This window comes from Aquabacter albus, from assembly GCF_040049275.1.
Classification (GTDB): Bacteria; Pseudomonadota; Alphaproteobacteria; order Rhizobiales; family Xanthobacteraceae; genus Aquabacter.
On the sequence record NZ_JBDZDT010000008.1, the window covers coordinates 292,313 to 310,165 of the forward strand.

Consider the following 17,853-nt stretch of genomic DNA (forward strand, 5'->3'; position numbering starts at 1 on the left):
TTCGAGCCCAGGGGCGTGGGACGCTCGGGCTCCAGGGACAACCTTCAGTCAGCGTCTTCGACGAAGATCTCCTCGCGCTTGCGGCGTATGGAGGGAAGGATCGCGAAGACCATGATGCTCACGGCAATGACCAGGAGCACGGCGCTGATGGGACGCGAAAAGAAAATGGTGGGATCGCCGCGCGACAGGATCATGGCCCGGCGGAAATGCTCCTCCAGCATCGGCCCCAGCACGAACCCCAGGAGAAGCGGCGCCGGCTCGCACCAAAGCTTCATGAACAGGTATCCCAGCGCGCCGAAGATCGCCATTTCGTAGACGTGGAACGCATTCATATCGATGCTGTACGTTCCGATGACGGAGAAGGCGATGATGCTGGGGAACATGATGCTGTAGGGGATCTTGAGCAGCTTCATCCACATGCCCACCAGAGGCAGGTTCAGCACCACCAGCATGAGGTTGCCGATCCACATGGAGGCGACGATGCCCCAGAACAGCGCCGGTTCGGTCTCGATGACCTTCGGCCCCGGGGCGATCCCCTGGATGATGAGGGCGCCGAGGATCAGCGCCATGATGGGGTGGGCGGGAATGCCCAGGGTCAGGAGGGGGATGAAGGAGGTCTGGGCGGCGGCGTTGTTGGCCGATTCCGGCCCCGCCACGCCTTCGATGGCGCCAGCGCCGAAGCGCTTTGGCGTCTTCGAGATTTTCTTCTCGAATGTGTAGGACGCGAAGGATGCGAGGATATGGCCCCCGCCCGGCAGGATGCCCAGGGCCGAGCCCAGCGCCGTGCCGCGCAGGATGGGGGCGATGGACCGCTTCATGTCCTCCTTCGAGAGCATGAAGCCCTTGATCTCCCGGACTTTGACTTCGCTCTCGGTCTTGCTTTCCAGGTTCCGCAGGATTTCGGAGATGCCGAACAGACCGATGGACAGGGCGACGAAGCTGATGCCGTTGTAAAGCTCCAGCTGCCCGAGGGTGAACCGCCGCGCCGCCGTGTACATGTCGAGGCCCACGAGGCCCAGCAGCAGCCCGGTCACAATCATGCAGAGCGCGTTCAAGAGCGAACCGCGGGCCAGGGCCGTGGAGGAGATGAGGCCGAGGACGATCAGGGAGAAATATTCCGGCGGCCCAAAATTCAAGGCCACGGCCGCGAGGGGCGGCGCGAACAGGCCGAGGATCAGGGTGCCGATGCACCCCGCGATGAACGAGCCGATGGCCGCCACAGCCAGGGCCTGCCCGCCCCGGCCCTTCAGCGTCATGGCATAACCGTCGAGGGCGGTGACCGCGGACGAGGTCTCGCCGGGGACGTTGACCAGGATCGCCGTGGTGGAGCCGCCATACTGGGCGCCGTAATAGATGCCGGCGAGCATGATCAGCGCCGTGACGGGCTCGAAGCTGAAAGTCAGCGGCAGCAGCATGGCGATGGTCGCCGTCGGGCCGATGCCCGGCAGGACGCCCACCAGCGTACCGAGAAGGCAGCCGACGAAGCAGAACAGGAGATTCTCCGGGCTGAGCGCGGTGGAGAAGCCGAGGGCGAGATTCGCGAGCAGGTCCATGGCTTCCCCTAGAAGTTCACCCACCGCCCGAGCAGCGGGATCGGCACGTCCAGGCCATACGTGAACACGGCGAGGCAGAGCACGGTGAGGCCCGCCGCGATCACCACGGCGCGCCCGATGCCGGTCTGCCTGCCGGCGAGGGCGGCAAGCAGGACCGTGATGGGGAGGGTGATGAGCATGCCCAGCCCCCGGATGGTCAGGCCGAAGAACACCACCGAGGAGAGGAGAAGCAGCCCCGAGGACCAGGGAACCAGCTGAAGGTCCTCGATGCCCGCTTCAAGGAAGCCCTGCAGGGCGGCAAGGGCGCCGAGCCCGACCAGAACCATGGAGAGGAGGAAGGGAAAGTATCCGGGCCCCATCTGGAGCGCGGTTCCCATCTTGTATCCCCAGGCGCCATAGCCGAATGCCACGCCAATGGCGATGAAGAGCAATCCGGCGATCAATTGTCTGGACGGGCTCATGGCGCTCCCCCGCTCAACGGGCGATGACGAGGATCACTTCGAGGCGGCCTCGTCCATTTCCTTGAAGACGGTGCGGGCGATCTCGAAGGCGTCCACCGCCGCCGGCCAGCCGCAATAGCAGCCGCAATGGATGAGGAGTTCCTGGATCTCCTCGCGGGTGCAGCCGTTGCGGATCGTGCCCTTCAGGTGGATCGCCACCTCATGGGGACGGTTGAGCGCCACCATGAGCGCGAGCGTCAGCATGCTCCGCTGCTTGAAGTCCAGGACACCGCGGCCCCATACGGCGCCCCAGCCGACTGTCGTGATGACCTCCTGCAGGGACTTCTGGAAATCGTCGCCCTCGGTCTTGGCCCAGGCGCGATCCACATGGGGGTCGCCCAGCACCTGGCGGCGGATCTTCATGCCGGCGGGAAACAAATCGTCCATCAATTCCTCCATTCGGATCATGCGGTTTGGAAAGGGGTCACAGGCGCGGGCGATCGCCACGCGGTCGGCGCGTATGTCGAGGCGGATGTCAGGCCGTGCGGGTCGGGCGTTCCGCCGAGATCACCTAAGAGATCACTTGGCTTCGTTCTCGGCCGTGATCTTGGCGTCGCGGATCACGTCGCCCCATTTCTTGATCTCGGCCTTGATGTATTCGCGGAACTCGTCGGGCGTGGAGGCGACCGGAATGGCGCCGATCTTCTCCACGGTGGCGATGGCCTCCGGCGTGCTCAGCAGCTCCTTGATGGCCGCATTCAGCTTGTCGATGATGGGCCGGGGCGTGCCCTTGGGCGCGATGAGCCCGACCCAGGAATAGGCCTCGTAGCCGGGCACGGTCTCCGCGACGGTGGGGATGTTCGCCAGAGCCGGCAGACGCTGCGCGCTGCCGATGGCGATGCCCTTCAGGGCGCCCTGCTGGACGTGCGGAAGCACCGAGGGAATGCTGGACCACAGCATCTGCACCTGGCCGCCGAGAAGATCGGTCATGGCCGGGCCGTTCCCGCTATAGGGAACATGGACGATCTTCAGGCCGGCCATGGAGTTGAACAGCTCGCCGGCAAGGTGCCCCGAATTGCCGATGCCGGGCGAGCCGTAGCTGAACTTGTCCGGATTGGCCTTCGCCTCGGCGATCAGCTCGGGGATGGTGTTGGCCTTGACCTTGGGGTTGAGCACCAGGAGGAGCGGCGTGTTGACCACGTTCGCGATGGGCTCGAAGTCCTTCACCGGGTCGTAGGGCAGGTCGCTGTAGAGATTGGGATTGACCGCCATGGGGCCGGCGGCGGCGACGCCGAGCGTGTAGCCATCGGGCTCCGCGCGCGCCAGCATGTTGAGGCCGACGCTGCCATTGGCGCCGGCGACGTTCTGGACGATGAAGCGCTGGTTGAACTTCTTCCCCAACCCCTGGGAGAGCAGGCGCGCGACCACGTCATTGCCGCCGCCGGGCGGGAACGGAACGATGATGGTGACCGGCTTGCTGGGATAGTTCGCCTGCGCCATGGCACCGATGGGCGCGAGCGCGACCAGCGACAGGGTTGCCGCGACCACCAGCCGGCGGGTCGGCATGTTCGTCCTCTTGGACATTGCTTCCTCCTCCTCTGCCATTGTCTGGCACTGTTGTTTCGGCTTGGCCTCCGGCACGCCGTCACGAGCTTTGTCGTGTTGGCGTAGGCGTCCCGGAGGGTGTCCTCATGTCATGCCGGCGATCCTGATCCTATCGGGCCCTGATACGCCCGAGCGCCACGCGCGCCATCTCTTCGAGGCCATCGGCATCGAGCTTGTAATGCTTGTAGAGATGGGTCGGCGGGGCGATCAGGCTGTATTCGTCATAGATGCCGTGGCGCAGCAGCGGCACGCCGCATCCCTCGTCGGCCAGCACCTCCGCGACCGCGGAGCCGAGCCCCCCCAGCACGTTGTGCTCCTCGGCGGTCATGATGACCTTGCTGCGGCCGGCGGCGCGCAGCACGGCTTCGCGGTCGAGCGGCTTGATGGTCGCCATGTCGATGACGCCCACGGACCGGCCTTCCCCGTTCAGCCGCCGCGCCGCCTCCAGCGCGGGATGAACCGGCAGGCCGCAGGCGATGATGGTAAGCTCCTCGCCCGTCATGTGCTCGATGGCCTGGCCGATCCTGAAGGGCGCGCCGAGCGGGTAGACGTCCGGCTCGCGGCCGCGGCCGATGCGGAAATAGATGGGCTCGGGCCAGTCCACCGACGCCTTGATGGCCGCCTGGAGCTGCGGCCCATCCGCCGGGGAGATGACGGTAAGGTCGGCAATGGCCCGCATGGTCGCGATGTCTTCGGTCGCGTGGTGCGAGGTGCCGTAGAAGCCGAGCGAGATGCCCGTGTGGTGGCCGATGAGCCGAACGGGCTGGGCGCAATAGGCCACGTCCATGCGGATCTGCTCGCAGCACAGGAGGCCCAGGAAAGACGCGAAGGTGGCGACGAACGGCACATGGTCTGTGGTGGCGAGGCCGGCGGCCGCGGTCACCATGTTCTGCTCGGAGATGCCGAACTGGATATAGCGCTCCGGATAATGGCGCGCGAACTTGTTCAGGCCGTTCGAATACTGAAGGTCCGCCGAGCCTGCGAGGATGGGCAGGCCGGCATCGGCGAGATCGATCAGCGCATCGGAAAGATGGTTCAGACCCGGGTTCGCGGCGTTCAGCGCGCGATACTGCCAGGAATTCTCGGAGAGCGCTCCGGACATGGTCAGATCTCCCGCGCCATGATTTCCTCGACCGCCCGCTGCGCGTCTTCCGGCGCGAGGTAGCCGAGATGCCAGCCGGGCTCGGTCTCCATGTAGGAGACACCCTTGCCCTTGAGCGTGCGCGCCACGATGCAGAGCGGCTTCTCGCGCGCCAGGTCCGCCTTTGCGCGGCGCAAAAGCGGGGTCAGCGCCGCCAGATCGTGGCCATCCACTTCGTGGACCTCCCAGCCGAAGGCGCGCCACTTATCGCCCAGCGGCTCGATGCCGATGACATCGTCCACCGCGCCGTCCAGCTGGAAGCCGTTGCGGTCCACGATGGCGATCAGGTTCGACAATTTGTGCTGGGCGGAGAACAGGGCCGCTTCCCACACCTGGCCCTCCTGCATCTCGCCATCGCCCAGCATGACGAAGGTGGTGAAGGCGCGCTTGGCGGCCCGGCCGCCCCACGCCATGCCGGCGCCGGCGGAGAGCGCGTGGCCGATGGAGCCGGAGGAGAAGTCGATGCCCGGCACCTTCCGCATGTCGGGATGGTCGCCCAGCGGGCTCCCGAGGCGCGTGTAATTGTCGAGAACGTCCTTGGAGATGTAGCCGAACTCGCAAAGTATCGGGAATAATCCGACTGCCGCGTGCCCCTTGCCCATGAGAAATCTGTCGCGGTCCGCCCATTGGGGCTCACCTGCACGGATATTCATGACGTCATAGTAGAGAGAGGAAAAAATCTCCGCTGCCGAGAACACGGACGAATAATGTCCGACCTTTGCGATCTCGATGAGCCGGATCGTCTCAAGGCGGACGAAGCGCGCCTTCTCGCGCAGGCGCTTCAGCTCGTCAGGCGTCAAATCGTAAGAATTACGGTCTGGACTGGGTGAAATACTGGATGAAAGCATCCCTCAACATCTCCCCGCGCGCGCCGACAAAATTCTAGTCTGTCGATCATTTTATTCATTTGGCGCGAGGCGGTTGTAGAGGGCCTCGACATCCGATGCCTAGCTACGTATCATGCATCATATATCATTTCAATCCGTCCCGCAGCGTAACGGGCGGAAGCGCCGGGGAGGCCGCGCTGGAGCATGGAGATCGACGGGAAAACCCGCGTCATTCCGCACCTCGCGCATCCCTCGGCGCACGTGAAGACGCCCGCCATGTTCAATGCCCGGTGTCAGGACCTGGGCATAAATGCGGTGGTGGTGCCTTGGGATGTTCCACCATCTGAACTCCCCGCCACGCTCGCGGCCATCCGCGGCGTTTCAACCATTCCCGGCGTGATCGTCACCATCCCCCACAAGGAGACGGTCGCCCTGCTCTGCGACCGCCTGGAGGGGGTCGCGGCCGATCTCGGCGTCGCGAACCTCGTCCGGAAAAGCGAAACGGGCGAGTTGATCGGCCAGCTCTATGATGGCTACGGCTTCGTCACCGGCCTCAGGCAGCAAGGCATCGACCCCAAGGCCATGCGCGTGTTGCTCCTGGGCGCCGGAGGTGCGGCGACCGCCGCCGCGCAGGCCCTCGTCGAGGCGGGCGTCGCGGAGTTGGTTATCGCCAACCGGAACCCTGCACGGGCGGAACGGCTCGCGGCGCGCCTCCAGTCCGCCTATCCCCGCAGCATCGTCCGCGCGGGCGAGGCGGATGCCACCGGCTTCGACCTTATCGCCAACGCGACCTCGGTGGGCCTCAGCGGCGACCCGTCGATCCCGCTGGATCCTTCCACCATCGCGCCCGGCACCATCGTGGCCGAGATGATCATGTCCCCAGCCATGACGCCGCTGCTGGTGGCGGCCGCAGCACGGGGCGCGCGCATCCATCTCGGCGCGCACATGCTCGCCGCGCAGATCGACCTGTTCATCGATGTCCTGGCGCGCCCGGCAACGGGCGCGGAGCCCGCCGTTTTCACGCCCGCCTGAGCTAGCAAGAAGGAAGAATTCTTATGATGATTTTCGGCTCGCCGCGCCGCTACATCCAGGGCCCCGATGCGCGCCTCAAGCTCGGCGAGGAGCTTGCGCGCCTCGGCAGGACGGCCGTGCTGCTGACCGATACCTTCGTTGGCGACCTGATCGGCGACGACGCCGAGAAGAGCTGCGCGGCGGCCGGCATCGCGCTGGAGCGCGTGACGTTCGGCGGAGAGATCACCCGCGCCGAGATCGACCGCCTAGAAGCCCTGTGCCGCCAGAAGCAGCCCGACATCGTGATCGCCGCCGGCGGGGGCAAGACCATCGACACCGGCAAGTCGCTCGGCTCGCGGCTCAATGCGCGGATCGTGACCATCCCCACCGTGGCCTCGAACGACTCGCCCACCAGCCACATCATCGTGGTCTATGACGAGAACCATAAGCTGGTCGGCGTGGACAAGCTGAACGGCAATCCCGATCTCGTCCTCGTGGACACCGCCATCATCGCCAAGGCGCCCCCCATCCTCCTCTCCGCCGGCATCGGCGATGCGCTGGTCAAGCGCTTCGAAGTCGAGCAATGCGTGAACGTCAGCGGCACCAACATGTTCGGCGGCCGCCCGCCGCGCGCGGCACTCGCTTTGGCACGGGCCTGCTACGACACCATCCGCGAGTTTTCCGTGGCCGCCCTGCAAGCGGTGAAGCGCGGGGAGAGCGATGAGGCGCTGGAGCGGGTGGTGGAAGCCAGCGTGCTCATGAGCGGGCTCGCCTTCGAAAGCGGCGGCCTTTCCATCAGCCATGCCATGACGCGCGGCCTCTCCGCCGTCAAAGGACCCGCCTCCGCCCTGCACGGCCTCCAGGTGGCCTACGGCCTTCTCGTGCAGCTCCAGCTGGAAAACCGCCCGGCCGACTTCATGGCGGAGATGCGTGCCTTCTACCGGGCGACGGGACTTCCGGTGCGCCTCGCCGATCTCGGCTTCTCCGGCGGCGACGAAGATCTCGCGCTGATCGCGGACCTCACCGCCCAGGCGCCGCACATGAAGCACTTCGAGCGCCCGCTTTCCGCCGCCGATCTGCGTGCGGCGATCGAGGTTGTGGAGGCCATGGGCAACCATGACGCCAATGAAAGCGCGCGCCTCAGCGCCTGAGGCGCCCCGCCTCATCCCGCTCGCAATCGGGGGATGAGAGAATAACCGATCACCATCGACGGCGCCCCGTAGGCGCCGTCGTCAATGTCCCGGACGACATCAGCAGCCAACAGGGAGCGGTCAGGACCGTGTCGATGCGTGTCAAGCCTCTTGCGAGGGAAAACCTGTCCGCGCAGCTCTACACCCAGTTGCGGAGCGCCCTCATGGACGGGCAGCTGTCTCCCGGCGAGCGCATCACCATTGCCAGCGTGGCGGAGCAGTTCGGAACATCCATCACGCCGGTTCGGGAGGCCATTTTCCGCCTCGTGAGCGAGCGCGCGCTGGAGATGCGCACGGCCACCTCGATCCATGTGCCCAAGCTCGATCCCCGCCAGTTGCGCGAGGTCCAGCTCATCCGCATCCATCTGGAAGGCGAGTCCGCGGCGCGCGCGGCCGAGGTGATCACGCCGCAGCAGCTTGCCGAGCTCGCACAGATCCAGCACGCCTTCATCGAAGCCGCGCGGACGGATCCGGCGAAGGCCAGCTTCCTCAACCGCGACTTCCACTTCGCCCTGCTGAGGATTGCCAACCTGCCCATCCTGGAAGGCGTCGTGGAGAATATGTGGGTTCTGATGGGCCCCTTCCTGCGCCTCTTCCACCAGCGCACGCCGCGCCGCGAACTCAGCGAGACCGAGCACCGGCATCACGACCTCCTGGTCGCGCTGGAAGCGCAGGACCCGGAGGCCGCCCGCAGGGCCATCCAGGACGACATCCGCTGGGGCGAGCATCTCATCAGCCAATTCGAGAAGGGGGCCCTCGGCCCGCCGTGATACAAGGGTGCGGTACGTTGCTACAAACCATATGCGAACATTAAACTGCCCCGTGGGGATGCGAGCATTGTTGCATCTTCATCGCGCGACCACGGGGTATGCGAGAAAGCTCATTTGTAGACGCGTCACGGCGCCTTAGTCGGAAGAAACCGCCTGCCGCCAATCCTTGCCGTCGAGCAGCAGCTCCGGCTCGATGCTCTCCTCGCCCGGCACGCGGATGCGCTTGAAGCGCATCTCGGGGGCATCCAGCGGCTTCGTGGCGTCAAAGCCCATCTTGGCGCCCACACCATCGCGGGTGGAGGGATCGAGCCTGGAGCCGAGGCTCTCGGAGACGACCACCAGGTCGCGGTCCGCCTGGAACCGGGTCGCCAGCGCCCACTCCACCTCGGTGGGATTGTGGACGTCCACATCCTCGTCCACGACCGTCACATGCTTCACGTCGTAATGGGCGGCGAGCGCGCCCATGATGACGTTCTTCGCCTCGCCCTGGAAGCGGGTCCTCATCTGGACATAGAGGTGATAGCGGCACACGCCGCCGCGCGAGAGATGGACATCCAGAACGCCGGGAAAGCTGCGCTGGAGATAGTCCAGGATGGTCCCTTCCCGTGGGATGGCGCCCAGCAGCAGATGCTCCAGTCCGCCGCCCACAATGGTGTGGAACAGCGGCCGGCGGCGATGGGTGACCGCGTCGATCTGGATGACATGGCGCTCGGCCCGCTCGCCATAATATTGCGGGAACTCGCCGAACGGCCCCTCCGGCTCGCGCACCTTCGCGAGGATGCGGCCTTCCAGCACGATCTCGGCGGTGGCCGGCACGCGCAGCTCGCTGGTCAGGCACTTGGTCACTTCTAAGGGCGCACCATGGAGGCCACCGGCAATCTCCAGCTCGTCCTGGCCGAGCGGGGCTATGGCCTGAGAGGCAAGGAGCGTGAGCGGGTCGACGCCGATGACGATGGCGATCGGCAGGTCTTCCCCCGCCATGTCGTAGTAAGCGAGGGTGTGGCGCGGCAGCAGCAGCGCCCCGAGCCGGTCCGGGCCCGACACCTGGAGCCGGTGGATGGCGACGTTCTGCGCCCCGCTTCGCGGATCGCGTGAGATCAGCAGTCCGGCGGTGATGTAGGCCCCGCTGTCGTGCTCGTTATGGGTGGGCAAGGGCAGCTGGCGGAACAGGTCCACATCCCGGTGCACGACCTCCTGCACCGGCGCCTCCGTCACCTCCCGCCAGGGGATTGGCGCACGCGCGGCCTGCTGAAAGCGCCGCAGCACCTCGGCGGGCGGCACCCCCATGGCCTCGGCGATCCAGCCGCGATCGGAGACCAGTCCCGAGATGACGGGCACCGCGTGGCCGTCCGGCGCGGGGAAGACGGTGGCCTTCTCGCCGTCCAGCCGCTTGGCGACGGCGGCCACCTCGAACGCCAGCTTCAGGCCGGGGCGCATCACGCCCAGACGGTCCGTGGCGGACAGACGGTCGAGCCATGCGCGCAGCGTCGTCACGGGGCGCAGCCCCTCCGCGCTGGTGGGATGCAGGGTCGTTTCCATCTGAAGGCCGTCCATTCCCGGCGCGACATGCGCCGCCACCTCAAAGGCTAGCGGCAGGCTCTTCCTTCTGCGAATAGTTTCTGATGATTTCCCCTATCAGCATCAGCTATCGTGATAGACGAGACCATCTCCAGGAGCGCCCGATGGACATCCGCCAGCTCAGTTATTTCGTCAGCCTCTGCGAGGAAGGCTCCACCACGCGGGCGGCGCGGCGCATGAACGTGGTGCAGCCCGCGCTCTCCATGCAGATCACCAAGCTGGAGGATGAGTTCGGCCAGAAGCTGTTTGACCGCAGTGCCCACGGAATGGTGCCGACACCCGCCGGGCAGATGGCCTATCGGCTGTTCGCGCCCATATTGCGGGACCTCGCGGATGCCAAGCAGCAGGTCGCGAGCCGCTCCGGCGAGGTCAGCGGACGCATCGCCATCGGCCTCGTGTCCTCGGTGACCATGAGCGTCCTTGCGCGCACGCTCGCGCTCTTCACCTCGCAATATCCCGAGGTCGAAATCTCGGTCTGCGACGGCTATTCCAGCGCCCTTGTGGACGCGGTGCGCGGCGGGACGCTGGACTTCGCGCTGGTCAACAAGACGCGCGGCCGCTCGGACCTCCTCTCCACCGACATCCTCGAGGAAGAGTTTGTCCTCGTCACCGCCAGCGAGGGGCCGCACCGGCTCCCGGCGCAAGTGGCGCTGCGCGACGTCAGCACCCTGCCGCTGATCCTGCCGTCCAAGCGCAATGGATTGCGCCTCATCATCGACAGGATCGCAGAAGACGAGGACATCGAGCTGCCCGTGAAGCTGGAGGTTGACGCCATCGCCGCCATTGAAGAACTGCTGCGGGCCTCCCGCTGGACCACCATCCTCCCCGCCATCGCGGTTCGCCGGGGCCTCGCGGACGGCAGCCTGAGGGCGCATCGCCTCGTCGCGCCGCGCGTCGCCCGCCAGATCGTGTGCGTGCACAATCCCCGCCGCCCGCTCTCGGAGGCCGCGCGCCTGTTCGTGGACGTCATCTCGCAGGAGCTATCCGCCGCCGCGACCCAGTTGCACGGGGGGCTCGGATCTCCCCCCGCGCGGCGCAAGCGCCGATAATCACCGGCACGACACCCCTATATCAGCGCTTATTATTACTGGCAGGCAACATTACGCCTTATGGTGATTGGAACAAAGAACACTGCGGTCCAAGATCATCTAGGGGGTTTGATGCGCCACACTGCCCGCGACCTGCTGGCTGCGATTTCCGCCGCCGCGGCTCTCGCCATCGCCACGCCTGCCCTCGCGCAGTCCTATCCCGACCGCCCGGTCAAGCTCATCATGCCGTTCGGCGCCGGCAGCGCCAGCGACTCCATCGCACGCATCGTGGCGGACGGGCTCGGCCCGCGGCTGGGCCAGCGCATCATCGTGGAGAACCGGCCCGGCGCGGGCGGCAACACCGGGACAGCGGCGGCCGCGAAGGCCGCGCCGGACGGCTACACGCTGGTGTTCGCGGCGCCCGGACCGTTTGTGATCAACCGCACTCTGGGCGGGCTTCCCTACGATCCGGAAAAGGATTTCGAACCCATCTCGCTGGTGGCCAAGCTGGTGAATGTCCTGGTGGTGAACCCCAGCAAGATCCCGGTGAAGACGGTCCCCGAATTCATCGCCTATGTGCGCTCGAAGCCCGGACAGATCAGCTATTCCTCCGTGGGGCTCGGCTCCTCGCAGCATCTGGCGGCGGCCTATTTCGACATCGTCGCGGGCACGCAGATGCAACACGTTCCCTACCCCTCAGGCAGCCAGCTCGCCATCGACCTCGTCTCCGGCGAGGTGCCGGTGAGCTTCCAGCTCATTCCCAACGTGTCCTCGCAGCTCGCGGCGGGCCAAGTGCGCGCGCTCGCGGTCACCACCAAGACGCGGAGCAAGGCGCTCCCAGACGTGCCGACCATGGCCGAGCAGGGCGTGGCGGACTACGAATCCTACGCTTGGTTCGGCATCGCCGCCCCGGCGGGCACGCCCCAGGCGGTGATCGACCGCCTGAACCGCGAGATCGTCGCCACCGTGGCGGACCCCGCCGTGCAGAAGCGCCTGATCGAGATCGGCGTCGAGCCCGACAGCTCCACGCCGGCGCAGTTCAAGGCATTCATCGCGGCGGAATCGGTGAAATGGGCCGACATCATCGCCAAAGCGGGGATCAAGCTGAATTGAGGCTGGCCCTTCGGCCCCGTGCTCCTCCAGGGAGGACGGCGCCGCGTTCCGAGGAATTCAGAGCGCGAGCACCGACAGCAGCTTTTCCCGGTCGGCGGCCTCTTCCCCGTCCCCCGCGAGCACCACCTGCCCGCGCTCGATGACAATGAAGCGGTCGGTGACCGCCAGCGCCTCGTGCACGTTCTGCTCCACCAGGAGCACAATGGCGCCCCGGTCGCGCAGCTCGCGCACGATGGCGAACACCTCCGCCACGATCATGGGCGCGAGGCCCTCGCTCGGCTCGTCCACCAGCACCAGGCGCGGCTCGCCCACGAGGACGCGGGCCATGGCCAGCATCTGCTGCTCGCCGCCCGACAGCGTCGTGCCGAGCTGCCTGCGCCGCTCGCGCAGGCGGGGGAAGCGGTCGTAGATACTATCGATGGCGGAACGCTCGGCGGACGCGGAGCGCCCGCGCACCTGGAGCAGGCCCAGCTCCAGGTTCTCCTGCACGGTGAGGCCTGGGAAGATGCGCCGGTCTTCCGGCACGAACCCCACTCCGAGCCGGCAGATGCTATCAGGCGAAAGCCCCTCCAGCTTCGCGTCGCCGAGGCGTATCCGCCCCTGCGTCGGCCGGACCCAGCCGGCGATGGTCTTCAGGAGCGTGGTCTTGCCGACACCGTTGCGGCCGAAGATGCCGACCACCTCGCCGGGCTCGGCGTTCAGGTCGATGCCCTGGATGACGTGGCTGAGCCCGTAATGGGTGTGGAGTCCTTCGATGGCGAGCATCAGGCGTGTCCGAAATAGGCGGCCTGCACCGCAGGGTCCGCGCGCACCACGGCCGGGGGGCCTTCGGCGAGCTTGCGGCCCTGGTGCATGACGACGACGTGGTCGGAAAGCTCCATGACGAGCCCAATATCGTGCTCGATGAGCAGCACGCTCACATCCTGCGTGAGCGCGCGCACCAGGGTCGCGGTCTCGGCGGTGTCGGTGTGGCTCATGCCCTGGGTGGGCTCGTCCAGCAGCAGGATGGTGGGCTCGGAGGCGAGGCACACGGCGATCTCCAGCCGGCGCTGGTCGCCATGGGAGAGGTTGCCGGCGAGCTCGTCCCGCTTGTGGGTGAGCTGGAAGCGCTCCAGCATCTCCTGCGTCTTCACCCGCGCCCGCACTGACGAGCGGATGGGCAGCAGCGCACGCGAGGCGGGCTCCAGGACCTGCGCGGCGAGGCGTAGGTTTTCCGCCACCGTCAGTTCGAAGAACAGGTTGGTGATCTGGAACGAGCGCGACAGGCCGGCCGCCTTGGTGCGGGCCGGCCGCGCGCCCGTCATGTCCACGCCGTTGATGCGCACGCGGCCGGAATGCGGCTTCAGGGCGCCGCTGATCAGGTTGAACAAGGTGGACTTGCCGGCCCCATTGGGGCCGATGACGGTGGTGATGCGGTGCTTCTCGGCCGAAAAGCTCACATCGTCCACGGCCCTGAGGCCGCCGAAGGCGATGGAGAGGCCGCTGACCTCCAGAACGGGATGGCTCATGGCGGGCTGGCTCATGGCTTGGCCTTTCCGGGTTCGAGGCCGACCGGCGGCTCTTCCTTCACGGGGCGTCCCAGCGCGCGGACCACGTAGGGCCGCACGAAGCCCACAAGCCCCTTCGGGAAGAACAGAACGGCGGCCATGAACAGGGCGCCGATGACGATCTGGTGGTGCTCGGTCCAGCTCCCGACGAACGACTTCACGATGATGAGGAGGATCGAGCCATAGAGCGCGCCCACCAGCGTGCCGACGCCGCCGAGGATCACCGAGATGACGGCATTGCCGGAGGTCATGAAGAACATCAGCTCCGGCGAGACGAAGCCGCGCAGCATGGGATAGAGCGCGCCCGACAGGCCCGCGATCACGCCCGCCAGCAGGTAGCAGGCCATGCGCGCGCGCCACACCGAATAGCCGAGGAACGGCACGCGCCGCTCATTGGCCTTGATGGCGGTGAGGACGCGGCCGAACGGCGTGTCCAGCAGGTAGGCGGTGAGCGCATAGAGCCCCATGATCACCGCCAGCACGATGAGGAAGAAGCCCACCGGATTGCCCGCCGAGACATGGAACGGCCCAAGGCCGATGTCGATCACCGGGATGCCGATCATGCCGTCCGAGGCGCCGAGCTCGCGGGTGTTGTAGACGATCTTGGCGACCACCTGCGCCATGCCGAAGGTGATGAGGGCGAAATAGACCCCGCGCACCCGGTTGGCGATCAGCCCGCCGATGAGCGCCGCGAGGAAGCTCGCCCCACCCGCCGCCGCCATGGCAAGCCAGAAGGACGGCACCTTCATGAGCACCAGCGCGGAGACATAGGCGCCGATGCCGAAATAGAGCGCCTGGCCGAGCGAGAGCGCGCCGGAATAGCCGAGCAGCAGGTCCACCGACAGAGCGAGCCCAGCAAAGATCAGCGCCTCGGTGCCGAGCCTGAGGTAGAAGGTGTCGCCGACGAGCGCGCCCACCACAGCAAGGCCGAGCGCGCACACGACGAGGAGGCCGGCGAGCACATGGCTCGCGCGCATGGAGAGGGTCAGGCGGTCATGCATGGCCGAGCCGCCCGAACAGGCCCTGGGGCCGGAAAACGAGGAAGGCCACCATGGTGCCGAACACGATCGGGTCGGTCCAGACCGGCGAGATCACGAGGCTCGCCAGCGCCTGCACCTGGGTGAGCAGCAGGCCCGCGACCACCGCGCCCCAGATGGAGCCCATGCCGCCGACGATGACCACGGTGAAGGCGAGCAGGATGAAGTCCCGCCCCATGGTGGGGAACACCGAGTAGATGGGCGCCAATAGCACCCCGGCGAGGCCCGCCAGCGCGACACCAAAGGCAAAGGTGCCGGCATAGACCCACGAGACCGGCACGCCGAGCGAGGCGGCCATGTGGCTGTCATAGGCCGCCGCCCGCACCATGGCGCCGAGGCGGGTGCGGTAGACCACATAAGCCACTGCGAGAATGATCAAAACGCCCACCACGATCAGGAACAGCCGGTAGTTGGGCAGCAGCACGCCGAGGATCTCGGTGGCGCCGGGGATGGGGGTCGACGGGCGCTGGGTGTTCGGGCCGAACACAACCTTCAGGAGATCCTCGACGATCAGTGCGAGGCCGAAGGTGACGAGCAATGTCGTCACATGCCGGTCCTTGCTGTGGAAGGCCTTGCGGATGAGCAGGCGCTCCACCGCCGCGCCGAGCGGCAGCATCAGGATCGGCACCAGCACCAGAAGGAGCCAGAAGTTGATCTGCGCCGCGCCGAGCGCCAGCGCGACATAGGCGCCGATGGCGTAGAACTCGCCGTGGCTCATATTGATGACGTCGAGCAGGCCGAAGATGATGGTCAGTCCCAGCGCCACCAGCACCACGGCGATGCCGAGCGCGAGCCCGTTCACCATCTGGGGCGCGAGGACGAACTGCAAATAGTCAAAGGCGGTCATGTCCGGCCTCCCGGCCGTCGGAGAAGGCGCCGCCGCGAGGACCGCGGCGGCGTTGGAGGCGTCAGAAACGGGTGCAGGCGTCGGGCCCGATGGCCGCGTCCGCGGGCACCTGGGCGATGATGTCGAACTTGCCCTTGGTGATGCGCACCACATACATGGGCTGCATCGCCTGGTGGTCGCCGGCGCGGATGGTCTTGGTGCCCTGCGGGGTCTGCCAGGACAGGCCTTCCAGTGCGGCGCGCACCTTGTCCGTGTCGGTCGCGCCGGCCTTCTCCACCGCGGCCTTGTAGGCGTAGAGCAGGCCGTAGCTGTCAGCGCCGTAGAGGTCGGGGTCGGTCTTGTAGGCGTCCTGGAACGCCTTCACGAACGCCTTGTTCTCGGGCGTGTCGATCTGCGGCGAATAGCCGACGCCGGTGGCGAAGCCTTCCGCCGCCGCGCCGATGGCGCCGATGTTCTGCGACGTCACGGTGCCCGAGGCGCCCACCACGGTGATGGTGCTCAGCAGCCCGAAATCCTGGAGCTGGGTGAGCAGGCGCACCGTGTCGTTGCCGGCCACCGAGGTGTAGAGCACCTGCGGGCGAGCGGCGCGGATCTGGCCGAAATACTGGGTGTAGTCCTTCGAATCCAGCGGCGCGAACACTTCGCCGGACGACTTCGCCCCGTCCTTCTCGGCCGAGGCCTTGAAGGCGGCCACGGTGGAACGACCCATCTCATAATCGGGGCCGAGATAGAACACGTTCGCCTGCGGCTTGGTCTTGGAGAGCCACGCCGCGAGTGCCGCCGACTGCTGGCCGGCGCGCGCATTGACGCGGAACATGTTGGGCGAGCACTTGTCGGTGGTGATGGAATCCGCGAACGACACGGTCGTCGCCGCCAGCTTGGCGTTGCGCTCGGCCAGCTGCGCCACCGCAAGCGTAGAGCCGGAATTCACCGTGCCGGTGAGGAAGTCCACCTTCTCCACCTGGAATAGCTTCTCGGCCTTCTGGACGGCGACGGCGGGGTTCGCCTCCTCGTCCTCGAAGATCAGCGAGACCGGCCGCCCGGCGATGCCGCCCGCCGCGTTGATCTGCTTTGCCGCCAGCTCCAGGCCCCAGCGGACCTGCTGGCCGATGGGCGTGTAGGTGCCCGAGAGCGGCGTCACCACGCCAATCTTGATGGGCGCCGGCTGCTGGGCGACGGCAGTGGCCGCAAGCGCGGTTGCGCCGACGAGGCCAGCGGCCAGCGTGCGAAAAATAGTCTTTCCGTTCATGGTCGTTCCCTCCGTTTCGGCCGTTGTTGCTCCGGGCGGCCACCCGGTGAGATCACCCCGCGGCCCATGCGGCCACGGGGCTTGAAGGCATCAGCTCCCGCGGAAGTTCGGCGGGCGCTTCGCGTGGAACGCCTCGACGCCCTCGCGGAAATCGTCCGACTGGCGCAGGCGGCTGTAGCAGTGGCCCTCCAGCTCGATGGCGATGGCGAGCGAGGAATCCTCGGTGTCGTTGAGCAGCTTCTTCGCGGTGCGCTGGGCGATGGGCGAGAAGCTGCGCAGCTCGTCCACGAGGCGGTCCGTGGCGGCTTCCAGCTCGGCGTCGGGCACGCATTCGGTGGCGATGCCCCAGTCCAGCGCCTGCTTGCCGGAGATGCGCTTGGAGCGCATCACGATGTCCTTGGTGCGGGTGATGCCGATGATCTTCTGCAGCCGCGCCGAGCCGCCGGAACCGGGGATCTGGCCAAGCTTCTGCTCGGGCAGCGCGTATTGGCAGGTTTCCGAGACGATGCGGAAGTCGCAGGCGAGCGAGATCTCGAAGCCGACGCCGAAGGTGTAGCCGCGGTTCGCGACGATCACCGGCTTGGAACAGCGGGCGGGGGCGGCGATGTTCCAGGCGAGCTTGGAGACGTGCTCGGGCGAGGCCTCCAGGAAGCCCCTGATGTAGCCGCCGGAGGAGAAGTGCTCGCCCACCGCGCGCAGCACGATGATGCGCACGCTCGGATCGGCGTCGAGCGCCTCGAACGCCACGCGGAGCTGGTCGCGCTGGGGCATGGAGACGGTGTTCATGGGCGCGCGGTCGAGGATGATGTCGGCACGCTCGCGCGCGGCGTCGATCTCGATGCGGAAGCCGTCGAGCTCGGCGGGAAGGGTGGGAGTGATGGCGGTCATGGAATGGTCCTCAGGGTTTTGAAAAGGGG

Annotated in this window: 18 protein-coding genes; 5 read left to right on the forward strand and 13 right to left on the reverse strand. The window is 66.8% G+C overall.

All coding sequences use genetic code 11. The annotated features are described in order from the left end of the window. Nucleotides 1-44: 44 nt before the first annotated feature. The 6 genes from ABLE91_RS21500 to ABLE91_RS21525 form a co-directional block, all read right to left on the reverse strand. Nucleotides 45-1,553, reverse strand: a complete 1,509-nt coding sequence (locus tag ABLE91_RS21500; protein WP_348934154.1) for a tripartite tricarboxylate transporter permease — start codon at nt 1,551-1,553, stop codon at nt 45-47. A gap of 8 nt (nt 1,554-1,561) precedes the next feature. Then, complete coding sequence (locus ABLE91_RS21505; RefSeq protein WP_348934155.1) at nt 1,562-2,014, reverse strand: tripartite tricarboxylate transporter TctB family protein; 453 nt, start codon at nt 2,012-2,014, stop codon at nt 1,562-1,564. A 33-nt stretch (nt 2,015-2,047) separates the two neighbouring features. Continuing rightward, nucleotides 2,048-2,440, reverse strand: coding sequence for a carboxymuconolactone decarboxylase family protein (locus ABLE91_RS21510; RefSeq protein ID WP_348934157.1), 393 nt, complete (start codon nt 2,438-2,440; stop codon nt 2,048-2,050). A 132-nt stretch (nt 2,441-2,572) separates the two neighbouring features. Next, nucleotides 2,573-3,577 (reverse strand): Bug family tripartite tricarboxylate transporter substrate binding protein, encoded by a 1,005-nt coding sequence (locus tag ABLE91_RS21515; RefSeq protein ID WP_348934159.1) that lies wholly within the window; start codon nt 3,575-3,577, stop codon nt 2,573-2,575. Between the two features lie 130 nt (nt 3,578-3,707). Next, nucleotides 3,708-4,700, reverse strand: coding sequence for a transketolase family protein (locus ABLE91_RS21520; protein WP_348934161.1), 993 nt, complete (start codon nt 4,698-4,700; stop codon nt 3,708-3,710). Between the two features lie 2 nt (nt 4,701-4,702). After that, the gene (locus tag ABLE91_RS21525) at nt 4,703-5,587 is read right to left on the reverse strand and encodes a transketolase (RefSeq protein ID WP_348934162.1); all 885 of its coding nucleotides are present in this window, start codon (nt 5,585-5,587) and stop codon (nt 4,703-4,705) included. A gap of 183 nt (nt 5,588-5,770) precedes the next feature. Here ABLE91_RS21525 and ABLE91_RS21530 point away from each other — a divergent pair, with 183 nt between their 5' ends. The 3 genes from ABLE91_RS21530 (at nt 5,771) to ABLE91_RS21540 (ending at nt 8,537) form a co-directional block, all read left to right on the forward strand. After that, on the forward strand, nt 5,771-6,598 hold the full coding sequence (locus tag ABLE91_RS21530) for a shikimate dehydrogenase family protein (protein ID WP_348934164.1): 828 nt from the start codon (nt 5,771-5,773) through the stop codon (nt 6,596-6,598). 23 nt (nt 6,599-6,621) lie between these two features. After that, complete coding sequence (locus ABLE91_RS21535; protein ID WP_348934165.1) at nt 6,622-7,728, forward strand: glycerol dehydrogenase; 1,107 nt, start codon at nt 6,622-6,624, stop codon at nt 7,726-7,728. Between the two features lie 134 nt (nt 7,729-7,862). Further along, on the forward strand, nt 7,863-8,537 hold the full coding sequence (locus ABLE91_RS21540; protein ID WP_348934167.1) for a GntR family transcriptional regulator: 675 nt from the start codon (nt 7,863-7,865) through the stop codon (nt 8,535-8,537). A gap of 135 nt (nt 8,538-8,672) precedes the next feature. Here ABLE91_RS21540 and ABLE91_RS21545 read toward each other — a convergent pair whose 3' ends face one another. Next, on the reverse strand, nt 8,673-10,076 hold the full coding sequence (locus ABLE91_RS21545; RefSeq protein WP_348934169.1) for a UbiD family decarboxylase: 1,404 nt from the start codon (nt 10,074-10,076) through the stop codon (nt 8,673-8,675). Nucleotides 10,077-10,219: 143 nt separating this feature from the next. On the opposite strand from ABLE91_RS21545, the gene ABLE91_RS21550 reads away from it, so the two are divergent. Both ABLE91_RS21550 and ABLE91_RS21555 read left to right on the forward strand, forming a co-directional pair. After that, a complete protein-coding gene (locus ABLE91_RS21550) occupies nt 10,220-11,164 on the forward strand; it encodes a LysR family transcriptional regulator (protein WP_348934171.1) in 945 nt (314 codons plus the stop codon). Nucleotides 11,165-11,275: 111 nt separating this feature from the next. Then, nucleotides 11,276-12,256: a Bug family tripartite tricarboxylate transporter substrate binding protein gene (locus ABLE91_RS21555; protein WP_348934173.1), complete on the forward strand. Its 981-nt coding sequence runs from the start codon at nt 11,276-11,278 to the stop codon at nt 12,254-12,256. Between the two features lie 57 nt (nt 12,257-12,313). Here ABLE91_RS21555 and ABLE91_RS21560 read toward each other — a convergent pair whose 3' ends face one another. From ABLE91_RS21560 to ABLE91_RS21585, 6 genes are all read right to left on the reverse strand, one after another. Further along, on the reverse strand, nt 12,314-13,021 hold the full coding sequence (locus ABLE91_RS21560; protein ID WP_348934174.1) for an ABC transporter ATP-binding protein: 708 nt from the start codon (nt 13,019-13,021) through the stop codon (nt 12,314-12,316). After that, a complete protein-coding gene (locus tag ABLE91_RS21565) occupies nt 13,021-13,779 on the reverse strand; it encodes an ABC transporter ATP-binding protein (RefSeq protein WP_348934176.1) in 759 nt (252 codons plus the stop codon). Before ABLE91_RS21565 ends, ABLE91_RS21560 begins: the two co-directional genes overlap by 1 nt. Beyond that, nucleotides 13,776-14,804, reverse strand: coding sequence for a branched-chain amino acid ABC transporter permease (locus tag ABLE91_RS21570; protein WP_348934178.1), 1,029 nt, complete (start codon nt 14,802-14,804; stop codon nt 13,776-13,778). The genes ABLE91_RS21565 and ABLE91_RS21570 overlap by 4 nt, the downstream gene beginning before the upstream one ends. Next, entirely contained in the window at nt 14,797-15,687 is an 891-nt protein-coding gene (locus tag ABLE91_RS21575) for a branched-chain amino acid ABC transporter permease (protein WP_348934179.1), read from the reverse strand. The genes ABLE91_RS21570 and ABLE91_RS21575 overlap by 8 nt, the downstream gene beginning before the upstream one ends. Nucleotides 15,688-15,748: 61 nt before the next feature. After that, nucleotides 15,749-16,936, reverse strand: a complete 1,188-nt coding sequence (locus ABLE91_RS21580; protein ID WP_348934181.1) for an ABC transporter substrate-binding protein — start codon at nt 16,934-16,936, stop codon at nt 15,749-15,751. 90 nt (nt 16,937-17,026) lie between these two features. Further along, complete coding sequence (locus tag ABLE91_RS21585; RefSeq protein ID WP_348934182.1) at nt 17,027-17,824, reverse strand: enoyl-CoA hydratase/isomerase family protein; 798 nt, start codon at nt 17,822-17,824, stop codon at nt 17,027-17,029. Nucleotides 17,825-17,853 lie beyond the last annotated feature (29 nt).